11 protein-coding genes are annotated in these 11,490 nt (G+C 62.4%); 6 read left to right on the top strand and 5 right to left on the bottom strand.

Going from position 1 to position 11,490, the window contains the following annotated elements; genetic code table 11:
* Positions 1-27: 27 nt before the first annotated feature.
* Together MRUB_RS12525 and MRUB_RS12520 are read left to right on the top strand one after the other, a co-directional pair.
* Entirely contained in the window at positions 28-831 is an 804-nt protein-coding gene (locus MRUB_RS12525) for an AMP/ADP-polyphosphate phosphotransferase (RefSeq protein WP_015586734.1), read from the top strand.
* A gap of 58 nt (positions 832-889) precedes the next feature.
* A complete protein-coding gene (locus MRUB_RS12520) occupies positions 890-1,876 on the top strand; it encodes a DNA methyltransferase (protein WP_013014736.1) in 987 nt (328 codons plus the stop codon).
* A 20-nt stretch (positions 1,877-1,896) separates the two neighbouring features.
* Here MRUB_RS12520 and MRUB_RS12515 read toward each other — a convergent pair whose 3' ends face one another.
* The 4 genes from MRUB_RS12515 to MRUB_RS12500 all read right to left on the bottom strand — a co-directional run bounded on the left by MRUB_RS12515 (position 1,897) and on the right by MRUB_RS12500 (position 6,452).
* Entirely contained in the window at positions 1,897-4,212 is a 2,316-nt protein-coding gene (locus MRUB_RS12515) for a bifunctional acetate--CoA ligase family protein/GNAT family N-acetyltransferase (protein WP_013014735.1), read from the bottom strand.
* 112 nt (positions 4,213-4,324) lie between these two features.
* Complete coding sequence (locus MRUB_RS12510) at positions 4,325-4,549, bottom strand: hypothetical protein (RefSeq protein WP_013014734.1); 225 nt, start codon at positions 4,547-4,549, stop codon at positions 4,325-4,327.
* A gap of 68 nt (positions 4,550-4,617) precedes the next feature.
* Positions 4,618-5,019: a methylglyoxal synthase gene (mgsA, locus tag MRUB_RS12505; RefSeq protein ID WP_013014733.1), complete on the bottom strand. Its 402-nt coding sequence runs from the start codon at positions 5,017-5,019 to the stop codon at positions 4,618-4,620.
* Positions 5,020-5,087: 68 nt separating this feature from the next.
* The gene (locus tag MRUB_RS12500) at positions 5,088-6,452 is read right to left on the bottom strand and encodes a tetratricopeptide repeat protein (protein ID WP_015586735.1); all 1,365 of its coding nucleotides are present in this window, start codon (positions 6,450-6,452) and stop codon (positions 5,088-5,090) included.
* Between the two features lie 237 nt (positions 6,453-6,689).
* Here MRUB_RS12500 and ftsH point away from each other — a divergent pair, with 237 nt between their 5' ends.
* Positions 6,690-8,558, top strand: coding sequence for an ATP-dependent zinc metalloprotease FtsH (gene ftsH, locus MRUB_RS12495; protein ID WP_013014731.1), 1,869 nt, complete (start codon positions 6,690-6,692; stop codon positions 8,556-8,558).
* Between the two features lie 131 nt (positions 8,559-8,689).
* Here the strand turns inward: ftsH and lspA are convergent, their stop codons facing one another.
* Complete coding sequence (lspA, locus tag MRUB_RS12490) at positions 8,690-9,178, bottom strand: signal peptidase II (RefSeq protein ID WP_013014730.1); 489 nt, start codon at positions 9,176-9,178, stop codon at positions 8,690-8,692.
* A gap of 103 nt (positions 9,179-9,281) precedes the next feature.
* On the opposite strand from lspA, the gene MRUB_RS12485 reads away from it, so the two are divergent.
* The 3 genes from MRUB_RS12485 to MRUB_RS12475 all read left to right on the top strand — a co-directional run bounded on the left by MRUB_RS12485 (position 9,282) and on the right by MRUB_RS12475 (position 11,486).
* Complete coding sequence (locus MRUB_RS12485) at positions 9,282-9,578, top strand: large ribosomal subunit protein bL28 (protein WP_013014729.1); 297 nt, start codon at positions 9,282-9,284, stop codon at positions 9,576-9,578.
* 62 nt (positions 9,579-9,640) lie between these two features.
* Positions 9,641-10,354 (top strand): M23 family metallopeptidase, encoded by a 714-nt coding sequence (locus MRUB_RS12480; protein WP_013014728.1) that lies wholly within the window; start codon positions 9,641-9,643, stop codon positions 10,352-10,354.
* 22 nt (positions 10,355-10,376) lie between these two features.
* Positions 10,377-11,486 carry an AI-2E family transporter gene (locus MRUB_RS12475; RefSeq protein WP_013014727.1) on the top strand — a complete coding sequence of 370 codons (1,110 nt, stop codon included), beginning with the start codon at positions 10,377-10,379 and terminating at the stop codon, positions 11,484-11,486.
* Positions 11,487-11,490: the final 4 nt, after the last annotated feature.

The following is an 11,490-nucleotide window of genomic DNA, read 5'->3' as shown; positions in this document are numbered from 1 at the left end:
AGCATAGAATTCCTGATGGGAGCCCAGATGAAAAAATACCGCGTTCAACCGGATGGTCGCTTTGAACTAAAGCGCTTCGATCCCGACGACACCAGCGCCTTTGAGGGGGGCAAGCAAGCGGCCCTGGAAGCCCTGGCTGTGCTCAACAGGCGTTTGGAGAAGCTGCAAGAGCTGCTGTATGCGGAAGGCCAGCACAAGGTACTGGTGGTGTTGCAGGCCATGGATGCGGGCGGCAAGGATGGCACCATCCGGGTGGTTTTCGACGGGGTAAACCCCAGCGGGGTGCGCGTGGCCAGTTTTGGTGTGCCCACCGAGCAGGAGCTGGCCCGCGACTACCTCTGGCGGGTGCACCAGCAGGTGCCCCGCAAGGGTGAGCTGGTGATTTTCAACCGCTCCCACTACGAGGACGTGCTGGTGGTGCGGGTTAAAAACCTGGTGCCCCAACAGGTTTGGCAGAAGCGCTACCGCCACATCCGCGAGTTCGAGCGCATGCTGGCCGATGAGGGAACCACCATCCTCAAATTCTTCCTGCATATCTCCAAAGACGAGCAGCGCCAGCGGTTGCAGGAGCGCTTAGATAACCCCGAGAAGCGCTGGAAATTTCGTATGGGCGACCTCGAGGATCGCCGGCTTTGGGACAGGTATCAAGAGGCCTATGAAGCAGCCATCCGCGAGACCAGCACCGAGTATGCCCCCTGGTATGTCATTCCGGCCAACAAGAACTGGTACCGCAACTGGCTGGTGAGCCACATCCTGGTAGAAACCCTGGAGGGCTTGGCGATGCAGTACCCCCAGCCCGAAACAGCCTCGGAGAAGATTGTGATCGAGTAGCAGGCAGGGCAAACACTTTTCTGTTTAGCGGAAATCTTTCTGGCGGCAAAATGAAACCATGCCGAACGCGCATCTGGTTTATCAGCGGGTGATACAGGCCGGTCGGGATTTTCTGAACCGGCCAGAAGCAAACGACCAACAGATTGCCTCGAGCCTGCTGGAGCTGGACGAGGCCCGGTTCAAGGTGTTCACCCATCTGGTGGGGATGACCAGCACCAAGCACCTGCGCTACACGGTGCTGGCCCTGGCCTGCCTGGAGCCACCGGTGGGCCCCCTCTTGCGGGAGCTCCTGGTAGAAGGAGCCAGCTTTGTTGAGGTGCACAAGCTCCTAAGCCTGTATCGAAAGCGGCAGTTGGAGCTTGCCCAATTGCAAAAAGCCGTCCAGGAGCACTCTTGGCCCAGGCTACTGACAACGCGCCGGGCCCCGGTGGACTGGGCCAGCCGGCCGGTCTGGATCTTTCCTGCCGATAAGCGGAGCCGTCGGCTCGAGGGCCTCAATCCAGCGATCGCTGAGGTGCTGATCCAGCGCTACAGCGAGCCAGGGGGCCTGGTGGTGGATCCTATGGCGGGCAGGGGAACGGTGGTGCAGAAGGCCCTGGAACTGGGTCGTAAAGCCTGGGGTAGCGACATCAACGGGGATGGCCGGCTGGTGCACAAGATGGATATCGCCGATCTGGTGGATGCGCTGGGGGAGGCGGTGGCCGATTTGCTGGTGCTGCATCCTCCTACTTTTTCCTGGTTTGCCCGCAACGTCTTCGACCCCAGCATCCACGAGCACCCCGAGACGGATTACACCAACTGGCTCTCGAGGCACCTGGAGTGCGCCCTACCGGTGCTCAAACCGCGCGGTCGCCTGGTGCTGATTGTGCGGCCCGAGCATAAGCCCCAGCGGTTCATTCGGCACGAAGGGCTGGTGCGCTGGGCTTTTGTGGCGCCGCTGGAGCTTTTGCTGAGCGAACAGGATCTCGAGCCCCTGCACTATCACCTGGCTGTATCGGAGGACGGGGAAGAGGACTGGAGCATTTTTGTGGGCCTGAAGCCCTGAGCCGCCGGGGGCTGGAAAAACTACCGTTTGGCTGGGTGGTTGCGTAGCCGAACCTGAGCCTGGGTCACCGCAGTGGCTTCCGGCTGGCTGTGCAAGGTAAGCTCGAGTCCCTCCACCTCGGGCAGCTCCTCAACCATACGCGAGACCCGCAGCAGCAGGTCTTGGAGGCTCTCGAGGTGGGCTTTGCCGGCCAGCGGCTGTAGCATCTCGAGGGCTTCCCGGTCGGTGAGAGGGGTGATGCGCAGACCCAGTAGTTGCTCTCCAAGGGGCAGCCCGGTAAGGGACAGGCTCAGCACCGGCCCAAACAGGGCATCGTGCCGGATTCGCAGCACCAGGGCGATGCCTGGCTGGGAAGAAGGCCTGAGCGCGATGCCGAAGTACCCCAGCAGTTCCTGGGTTTGTTTCGGGCTAAGCTGGCCCCGGGCTTTCCCGACCAGGGCCCGGGCGGCGTCTTCCTGTACCCCATGGTCGGGGATCTCCCCGGGTGGGGTGGTGCGCCACTGGGCGTATGCGTAGGCTGCGGCCAGGGCGCGTCCGGCCGATTCGGGGAAGCGGTACGAGGGCACCAGCTCGGCCCCCAGCCGCACGCGTGGCCGCCCTGCGGCCATAAAGCAGGTGAGCAGCGGAATCTGGATGCCCTGGGCTCGAGCTTCATTAAAAGCGGTTTGCAAGGCTTCGGCGACCTCCTCCAGGGTGGCATAGCCCAGCGGTACGAAGAGCGCGATAAAGGCATGGTAGCCGCCTGAGAGGAGCGCTTGCGCGGCCGCCAGGTACTCTTCAGCGGAGGCCCTCGAGCCCAGGTCGCGAACCTCGGCCTGTAACCCCTCGGCCTCGAGGGCGTCCTTGGCCAGGTATGCGGGCCCCGAAGCATTGGTCAGCAGGGCTACATTGGGGCCTTCGGGTAGGGGCTGGTGGGCCAGAATGGCTGCGATATCGAACATTTCCTCCAGGTTTTCGGCCCGCACCACCCCGGTTTGTTTGAAGAGCGCCTCCACCACCGGATCGCGCCCGGGTCGGACGGCCAGGATGGGTTTTTTACGACCCACCCGCCGGGCCAGCCGGGCAAAGCGCCGGGGATTGCCGAACGACTCTACGTACAGCAGGATCAGTCCGGTCTCGGGGTCTTCCTCCCAGTACTGAATCAGGTCGTTGGAGGAGATGTCCACTTTGGCCCCCAGCGATACAAAGTTGGAAAACCCCATTCCCATCTCGCGAGCGTACTCCAGCACCGCCAGCCCCACAGCCCCGCTCTGGCTGGACATGGCGATCCGCCCCTGCAAGGGGAGCCGCGGGGCCAGGCCAGCACAGAGCTGCACCTCGGAGCTGGTGCTCATTAGAGCCAGTGAACCCGGCCCCAACAGCCGCATGCCGTAGTGGCGGCAGGTTTGGGCCAGGGCTTTGATCTGCCGCTCTTCCATGTCGGTGGTGATCACCATCAGGGCCCTGACCCCCCGCTGGCCACAGGCCTCGGCAGCCTCCAGCACCTTGTCGCGGGGGGTGGTGATGATCGCCAGGTCAATTGGCCCCGGCACGGCCTTGACCGAGGTGTAGGCCAGCATCGAGCCCACCACCGGCACCTCGCCCGCGGCGGGGGTGGCGGCGGTGTTGACCGGATAGACCGGGCCCTGGAACCGGTTGAGCACCAGGTGTTCCAGAATTTGGTAGCCAACGCTGCTAGGATCTCTGGAAGCACCTACCACGGCCACGCCCTTGGGGCGCAAAACCGGCAGCAGCGAGGCCACCGTGGCCACGCGCTCGCGCAACTCAAACCGGGCCACCATCTCGGGGTTGGGCTCGATATCGAAACTGACCTCCACCTCGCCGGACTCGGTGTGCGACTCGACCTGGAAACCGCTGGCCTTAAACACATCCAGCATCTGCTTGTTTTCGGCCAGGGTGAAGGCATGGAACCGCCGGATGCCGCGTTGCACCCCGATCAGGGCCAGCCGCTCGAGCAGCAGCGAGCCCAGGCCCCGTCCCTGGTACCAGTCGTCTACCAAAAAAGCCACCTCAGCCGAGGTGGAGCCGGGCCCCTCCTGCACGTACTCACCGGTGGCAATGATGCGTTCGGGGTCGCCGGTGAGCACCACCAGGGTCACCTTGTCCTCATCGGGGGGCTTGCGCAAAAGCAGATCGGCGGCGGTTTCGGGGTCGACCTCGGAGAAAAACCGGAAGGTGCGGGCTTGCGGGGATAGGCGTTGGAGAAACTCCACAAACAGGGCCCGATCCTCGGGCTGGGCCGGGCGCAGGGTGGCGGTTCGGCCGTCCTTAAGGAGAATGGGGCCGGACTCGAGGGCGTACTGCGGGGTAGGGGGTGGAATATAGCGCTGCGGCATAGCAACCGTCCTAACCAATAGCATAGTCGCCATTGGTCAGGAATGCCGACCCCTTGGGTTAAGAAAGCGCGTCTACCACCAGGAGCCCCTCCCGGCCGTCGATAACCCGGGCCTAGGCCTGGATGCGCACAGGAGGTGCGGTTGGTATCGGTTCGCTTCGGGCGCCTTGCTGGACGCCGATTAAGAAGCCCATCTTTATGATGGCTATGATCTGTTCCGTCTGACCTGTGCGCACCAGCTCCTCTACGTACTCGGCCATGCCGGGCGGAAAGGGCATCTGCCGCAGGGCTTCGCGGTTGGCTTCGACCATTTGTTGAATCCACTCAACCGGTGTCATACCTACTTGCTAATATAGCACTCAACTTTTCTAACATTCGGTCTTTTGACACTATCTGCGGCCCGGGCCTAGTGGTTTTCCTGCCGCTCGTTGGCGGACAGCTCGCTCTGCAGCCAGGCTAGCACGGCTTCAGCAGCGGTAAGGTTGGTGGCGAGGGGTACGTTATGCACGTCGCATACCCGCATCAGGGCTTGCACATCGGGTTCGTGCGGCTGGGCCTGCAAGGGGTCGCGCAGGAAAACCACCGCCAGCACCTTGTCCTCCGCCACCATAGCCCCGATCTGCTGATCGCCGCCCAAAGGCCCCGAAAGCAGGCGGGTTACGGCCAGGCCAGCTTTTTCCTCCAGCATTCGCCCGGTGGTGCCGGTGGCCACCAGCGGAAAGCGTGCCAGGAGGTCTTTGTGATCCTTGGCAAACGACACCATATCGGCTTTCTTGCCGTCGTGTGCAATGAGGGCCAGTGCTTTCATCGGCTTTATATTAGCGTGCCCCGCACCGGCCGTTGTCAGGCCGGGCCAGGCTGTCTGAACCATCGGTGCTAGTTGAGTGTCCGGCTACCATCCATCAGGCTGCGAGCGCGCTCGAGGTAGCTGCTCAGGGTGTGGTGCCACTCGTCGGCGGGGTGTAGGTAAGGCAGCACAGCCTCGCTGCGGTGGATGATCTCGTTGGGGCGGCGAAAGCCTAGCTGGGCCAAGGTATCCACCACCATTTGCTGGGCCGTGACCCAGTCGCGGCTGCCCTCGGCGGCGGTCTCGCAGGCCTGGGTGTAGTGCTCGAGGGCCTCTTCCAGGTGTAGCAGGTCGTAGGCCAGGTTGCCCAGGATCAGGTATCCGGTGCTTGGGCTTCCCTGGCGGATGGCCTCATGGGCGGCTTGATGGGCCTCATCGTAGCGGCCCAGGCGGTAGAGCACCTCGGCCAGGTCGCCGTAGGCGTCGCCTAGGTGGCCGTACTCGGGGTCGCGCAGCACCTCCCGCAGGGTGGCCTCGGCCTCGGCCAGCTCACCAGCCTCGAGGTACGCAACGGCCAGCTCGTGCAAGGCGTAGCTTCTGTCCTGTTCTTCAGCCCGCCGCACAGCCTCCCGGAAGGCCTCAATGGCCTCGCGGGGCTGCCCCAGCTGCATAAGCGCCTGGCCGTGTACCAGCGGTGTGCCGTGGGCCGGCTCTGCACCTTCGCGCTCGATCTCCAAAGCCCGCTGGATGGCCTCGAGGGCCAGGTTGGGGTTGCCCAGCAGGAGGTGGCTGCGCGCGATCAGATAGTAGCGGGTGGCGGCCTCCTCGGGGTCTTCCAGCTCCGGGGCCTCGAGCTCGGCCTCTTGCAGGGCTTGCAGGGCCTCGAGGCCCATCCCGGCCTCTACAAACATGGCCGAGGCGTCGATCAGGTTCCAGTAATGCTCCATGCCCACTGCCAGCCGCGAAGCTTCTTTGTAGGCCGCGGCTGCCTCGGCGGGCTGCCCCAGACGCTCCAGGGCCTTGCCCCGCAAGGTATGCGCCCGCCAGGCCAGAAAAGCCGGCAGCTCGAGGGGGCGGTTCAGGATCTCCAGGGCTTCTTCGGGCAGACCCAGGTACATCAGCGCCTGGGCCTGGTGGTAGAGGGCTCGAGGGTCGGTGGTGCGGGGCAGTATTTGGCGCACCTCGTCTTCCGAAGCACCTTCCAGTGCGCGCATCTCGCCCAGGATGGAGCGATAGCGCGGGTGGGCCTCGAGGGATGGCACGCTGCTTAGCCCCTCTTCCAGGGCCCGGTTGGCGCCTTCGATGCCCCCCTCGCCGTACAGTGAGTAGGCCTCGGCCAATAGCAGGGCGGCCTCTGCTGCCTCCTGTCCTTGCGCCAATGCCAAGGTGCGTATCAGCGTTTCGAACGCCGTATCGTAGTCGCCTTGGTGGAGGGCCTCGAGTACCACTTGCATTACCCTCCATCATAAAGCCCAAAGCTTAGAGCGATAAGAACCAGGTCTGCTTTGCCAGGCCAGGCGGGGCTGGGGGCCGCGGTGTAAGCTGCACCTGCGAACGGGCCTGGGCTTTCGACCCTAGGACTCATTCATTGCGCCAGGATTGAGTACCATAATCTAGTGCACCGCGCTGCCGTTATATAATCGGCAGAATGTGTGCTGCCTGCACCACAGGCACTCAATGGAGGTTCTGGTTTGCCTACGCGTATCAATCCTTGGAGCTTGCTTGTTATCTTCATCCTGGCCTACTGGCTTTTCACCTTATTCGGGGGCGGCAACAACGCCCGCACCAGCATTCCATACAGCGACTTTATCACCTACATTGAACAGGGCAAGGTGGCCCGGGTTATTTTGCAGGAAGGCCGGATTACTGGTTTTTTCAAGGCGCCTGAGCGCATCCGGGTGGGCAACAACACTGAAACCACCGATCGCTTTACCGTGATTGCCCTTCCAGCGGGGTACAGCGATCCGCAGTTTACCAACCTCCTTCGTCAGAACGGCGTGGTTATCGAAAACCGGCTGCCTAGCATCTGGCCCCAGCTCCTGTATACCCTGCTGCCCATTGCGGCCCTGATTGGTTTCTGGTGGTTTTTTTTCATGCGCTCGCAGGGGGGGGCGGGGCAGGTTATGCAGTTCGGCCAGAGCCGGGCGCGCCAGTACGGTAAGGAGCGCCGGGTCAATACCACCTTCAAGGATGTGGCCGGCCACCACGAGGCCAAACGCGAGCTGATGGAAGTGGTGGACTTCCTCAAAAACCCGCAAAAATATATCGCCATTGGGGCGGAGATTCCCAAGGGCGTGCTCCTGGTGGGGCCGCCCGGCACCGGTAAGACCCTGCTGACCCGCGCGGTGGCCGGGGAGGCTGGGGTGCCGTTCTTCTCGGTGTCGGCCTCGGAGTTTATGGAGATGTTTGTGGGGGTGGGGGCCAGCCGGGTACGTACCCTGTTTGACGAGGCCCGCCGCAACGCGCCGGCCATTATCTTTATAGACGAGCTTGACTCGATTGGCCGCAAACGCGGGGCCGGCATTGGGGGCGGCCACGATGAGCGGGAACAGACCCTTAACCAGATCCTCTCCGAGATGGACGGTTTTGAGAAGGATACCAGCGTCATTGTGCTGGCTGCGACCAACCGCCCGGATATCCTCGACCCTGCCCTTTTGCGCCCAGGGCGCTTTGACCGGCAGGTGGTAATTGGACTGCCGACCCTGGAGGAGCGCAAGGAAATTCTGCAGGTGCACATGCGGGGTAAGAAGTTTGCCCCGGACGTCGACGTAAACAACCTGGCCCGCCTGACACCGCAGTTCAGCGGAGCCGACCTGAAAAACCTGGTCAACGAAGCGGCCCTGCAGGCGGCCCGTGAGAATGCCAGTGAAATCACCAACGCTCACTTTCAGGCAGCGCTCGACAAGATCATGCTGGGCCTGGAGCGTGGAACCCTGAAGCTTAGTGAGCAAGAAAAGCGCGCTGTGGCCTACCACGAGGCCGGCCATGCCATTGTGGGCGAAGAGCTGCCTTATGCCGACAAAACCGAAAAGGTTTCGATTGTGCCCCGCGGTATGGCCCTGGGGGTGCGCTGGAGCAAGCCCGAGGAGCGCATCCTGATGAGCAAGGAGCACCTCGAGGACACCCTGGCCATGACCCTGGCGGGTCGGGCGGCCGAGGAGCTGTTTGTGGGTACCATCACCACCGGGGCCGCCAACGATTTCAAGCAGGCCACCAGCCTGGCCAAGCAGATGGTGCTGGACTGGGGAATGGGCGACCACTTCAAGAACGTGGCCTGGGGCTCCAACACCGGCCCCATCTTCCTGGGGGAGGAGATCGCCAAAAAGCAAGACCACTCCGAGGAGACCAGCCGCCTGATCGATGCGGACATCCGGGCCATCCTGGATCGGGCCTACGAACGGGCTAAGCAGGTTCTATCCGAAAACGCCAAAGCCGTGCATCAGCTGGCCGCCGAACTCCTGGATACCGAGATTGTGCAGGGCGAGCGCGTGCGGGAAATTATCGCCCAGAGCAAGCAGCCCGAAACCGTCGCTCCCACAGCTTTCAAGCCCGAGGTCTGAACCGCAGTCACACCGCGATGATGGGTTGGCAAGCGCAGGGTGCGTGGCCTTAAGGTCTTCCCAGGCCGTTGTTCTCCCACCTTGAATGGAGAAAAGAACGCCCGCGGCGCAACCGGAGCGTCTGCGCTCGGCTAGTACCGACGCTTACGCTGGGGTAGCAACAGTAAAAACACCCCCACCACCACGCATGCGTCGGCCAGATTCCAGATGGGGAAATTGTCTAAAATAGACAGCCCCGTGCGGTTGATGTCCACGTAGTCGACCACCCAGCCGTGGCCCAGTCGATCGATTGCGTTGCCCAGGGCCCCTGCGGCAATCAGGGATAAGGCCAACTGCTGCAACAGGGGGGTTCGGCGGTGATGCAGGCTCAGATATACGAGAATGCCAAGGCCTATTAGCAGGCTTATCCAGACCAAAATGCGGGCCCCACCCTGGAATATCCCAAAGGCTGCACCGGTATTTTTCACAAAGGTGGCATCCACGACCCAAAACAAATTGCTCAAAAAAACCGCGCCTACCTCGCCTTCGAACACACGTGGCCCAACCGCCCATAGCACCGCAAGTTTGATGGCCTGATCGGCAACCAGCAGGGCAGGAACCAGCCAGGTGGCGATATTCATACCGCTGGAAGTCTAGCACGCTCCCATGAGGGTATGCTATACTCCTTGCTGTTGCCCTGAGGCAAGGGGGCAGCCCCTTGCATTGGCAGTTAGGAGTCCTGCAATGTCGAAGATTTGCGAAATTAGCGGCAAGCGCCCCGTAGTGGCCTACAGTATCATTACCCGTGGTAAGGCCAAACGCGAAGGTGGGGTGGGTAAGAAGATCACCGGCTATACCAAGCGCTGGCAGGAGCCCAACCTACGCAAGGTGACCGTTACCGTTGTTGGTCAGGCCATCACCTTCCGCGTCGCTAACAGCCACGCCCACAAGGTGTACGAGCTGGTGGAGCGCGCCAAAGGCATGAAGCTCGAGGGCCTCACCGCTAAGCAGATCAAAGCCCGTCTGCTAAGCCTGCTCTAGGCCATCCAGCATCAAGAGGCACAGCCCGCTGTGCCTCTTTACTTTTGGCATAAAATAGGCCCATGCCGATCAAGCCCGGCTGGATTCTGCTCGCTCTGGTGACCCTGCTGGCCTTGTGGCAGAGCGTGCAACTATCCGGTGCCCGCCGGCAGATTGCGGTTTTGCAATCGGAAATTTCCCAGCTCAAAGAGCGCCTCGAGCAAGGCCCTGGGGGCTTTATGCTGCCCCTGCCCGGCGCCTGCCTGCCCAAAACCGATGGCAACCTGCCCGGTGCCCCCCGCGAATACCGCAAGGGCACCAACCCTGGTTTTGTGTTTACTGGTGATGATGCCTGTATTCCGGTGCGCTATGGCATGGGGGTGGTGGCCGCCGCCGGGGGCGAGGTGATTAAGGCCGAGACCAGCTACAAAGAAATGAGCCGTGCCGAGTTTGAGGCCCTGGTTCGGGCGGTGGCCAATGGGGCCGGGCCCGAGCAGATGGACAAACTGCGGGGGCGCGAGGTCTGGATTCGCCATCCAGGCGGTTTTACCACTGTGTACGCCCACCTTGCCGAGATCGCGCCGGGGCTAAAGGTGGGTAGCAGGGTGCACAAGGGGCAGTGGATTGGCCGGGTGGGCAACAGCGGAACCGAGGCCGCCGTGCGAGGCACCCGTGAAGGTGCGCGGCTCTTGTTTGAGCTGTGGGATGGTGAGCCCGATCGAGACAGGTACTTCGGCCAGGGACTCACACCCGAGGCGCTGCGGGCCAGGGCCCGGCTCGAGTTCGCCCTTCCCTGAACCGTGCGGTATTGTAATCCCCATGCGCCGTGACCTCGCCGAGATCTGGAAGCTGTTGTGGGTGCGGATTGCCGTCTATGCGGTTTCGATTTACCTGCTTCTCCAGCTTTTGGGGATGGTGCTGGGGGGGGCCCGGGGGGCGCTGATTACGCTGGCGCTGGCTTTTATTTTTGCCTATCTAACCTCGCCCATCGTGCGGGCTTTGGAAAAGCGCCAGGTGCCGCGCTTTGTGGGGGTGCTCCTGGTATACCTGGGGCTGGGGCTGTTTTTGGGGCTGGCCTCGTTTCTGATCGCCGAAATGGTAAATGTGCTGGCCCGCTACGTGACCGAACTTCCCCGCATCCTGACCCCCTTGCTCACCTGGATTGAGAACCTGCCCTCGCGCATCGGCCAGGTAGAGCTTCCACCAGCCCTGGAGGGGGCCTTTGCCCAGGCGGCCCAGGGTTTGCAGACCTTGCTCGAGGGCTTTACCCAGACCCTTTTGCAGGGTTTGCGCGCGCTGCTGGCCCAGGGAGGGAGCCTGGTGGGCTTCTTTGCCTCGCTGGTGGGAGGGGTGTTGCAGCTTTTTGCCGCGCTGATCATCTCGATTTACCTGCTCTACGACCTGCCGCAAATCTCCAAGACCCTCTTCCAGGCGGTTCCCTTGCCGTACCAACCTTTTGTGGCCGATATCGCTGCCAAGTTGGATCGGGCGGTGGGGGGATACATCCGGGGACAGCTTCTGGTGGCCATCAGCGTAGGTCTGATCGTGACGGTGGGTTTTTGGATATGCGGGGTGCCGCTGGCAGGGTCGCTGGGGTTTCTGGCAGCGGTATTCAATCTGGTTCCGTTTGTAGGGGTGATTGTTTCCACGGTGCCGGCGATGCTACTGGCCCTTACGGTGGGTTGGCCGCAGGTGCTGGCGGTCTTGGGGGTGGTGGTGGTGGCCAACCAGGTGGAAGCCCATGTCCTGAGCCCGCGCATTCTGGGCCAGGCCACCAGCCTGCATCCGGTGAGCGTAATTGCGGCCATTTTGGTGGGCTCGAGCCTCTATGGTCTGGTAGGGGCCTTGCTGGCGGTGCCGCTGCTGGCTTTTTTCAAGGTGCTTTATACCGAGCTTTATCTGAACAGCCGGTTCTACCGTGAGGGATAAAGGT

It is taken from the genome of Meiothermus ruber DSM 1279 (assembly GCF_000024425.1).
Taxonomy (GTDB): domain Bacteria; phylum Deinococcota; class Deinococci; order Deinococcales; family Thermaceae; genus Meiothermus; species Meiothermus ruber.
Note: the sequence above shows the minus strand (reverse complement) of the source record. Positions and strands in the feature narration are given on the sequence as shown.

Excerpts from the sequence above, each read along its gene's own strand:
- MRUB_RS12525 (WP_015586734.1), top strand. The coding sequence starts at position 28 with ATGAAAAAATACCGCGTTCAACCGGATGGTCGCTTTGAACTAAAGCGC.
- MRUB_RS12520 (WP_013014736.1), top strand. The coding sequence starts at position 890 with ATGCCGAACGCGCATCTGGTTTATCAGCGGGTGATACAGGCCGGTCGG.
- MRUB_RS12515 (WP_013014735.1), bottom strand. The coding sequence starts at position 4,212 with ATGCCGCAGCGCTATATTCCACCCCCTACCCCGCAGTACGCCCTCGAG.
- MRUB_RS12510 (WP_013014734.1), bottom strand. The coding sequence starts at position 4,549 with ATGACACCGGTTGAGTGGATTCAACAAATGGTCGAAGCCAACCGCGAA.
- mgsA (WP_013014733.1), bottom strand. The coding sequence starts at position 5,019 with ATGAAAGCACTGGCCCTCATTGCACACGACGGCAAGAAAGCCGATATG.
- MRUB_RS12500 (WP_015586735.1), bottom strand. The coding sequence starts at position 6,452 with ATGCAAGTGGTACTCGAGGCCCTCCACCAAGGCGACTACGATACGGCG.
- lspA (WP_013014730.1), bottom strand. The coding sequence starts at position 9,178 with ATGAATATCGCCACCTGGCTGGTTCCTGCCCTGCTGGTTGCCGATCAG.
- MRUB_RS12485 (WP_013014729.1), top strand. The coding sequence starts at position 9,282 with ATGTCGAAGATTTGCGAAATTAGCGGCAAGCGCCCCGTAGTGGCCTAC.
- MRUB_RS12480 (WP_013014728.1), top strand. The coding sequence starts at position 9,641 with ATGCCGATCAAGCCCGGCTGGATTCTGCTCGCTCTGGTGACCCTGCTG.
- MRUB_RS12475 (WP_013014727.1), top strand. The coding sequence starts at position 10,377 with ATGCGCCGTGACCTCGCCGAGATCTGGAAGCTGTTGTGGGTGCGGATT.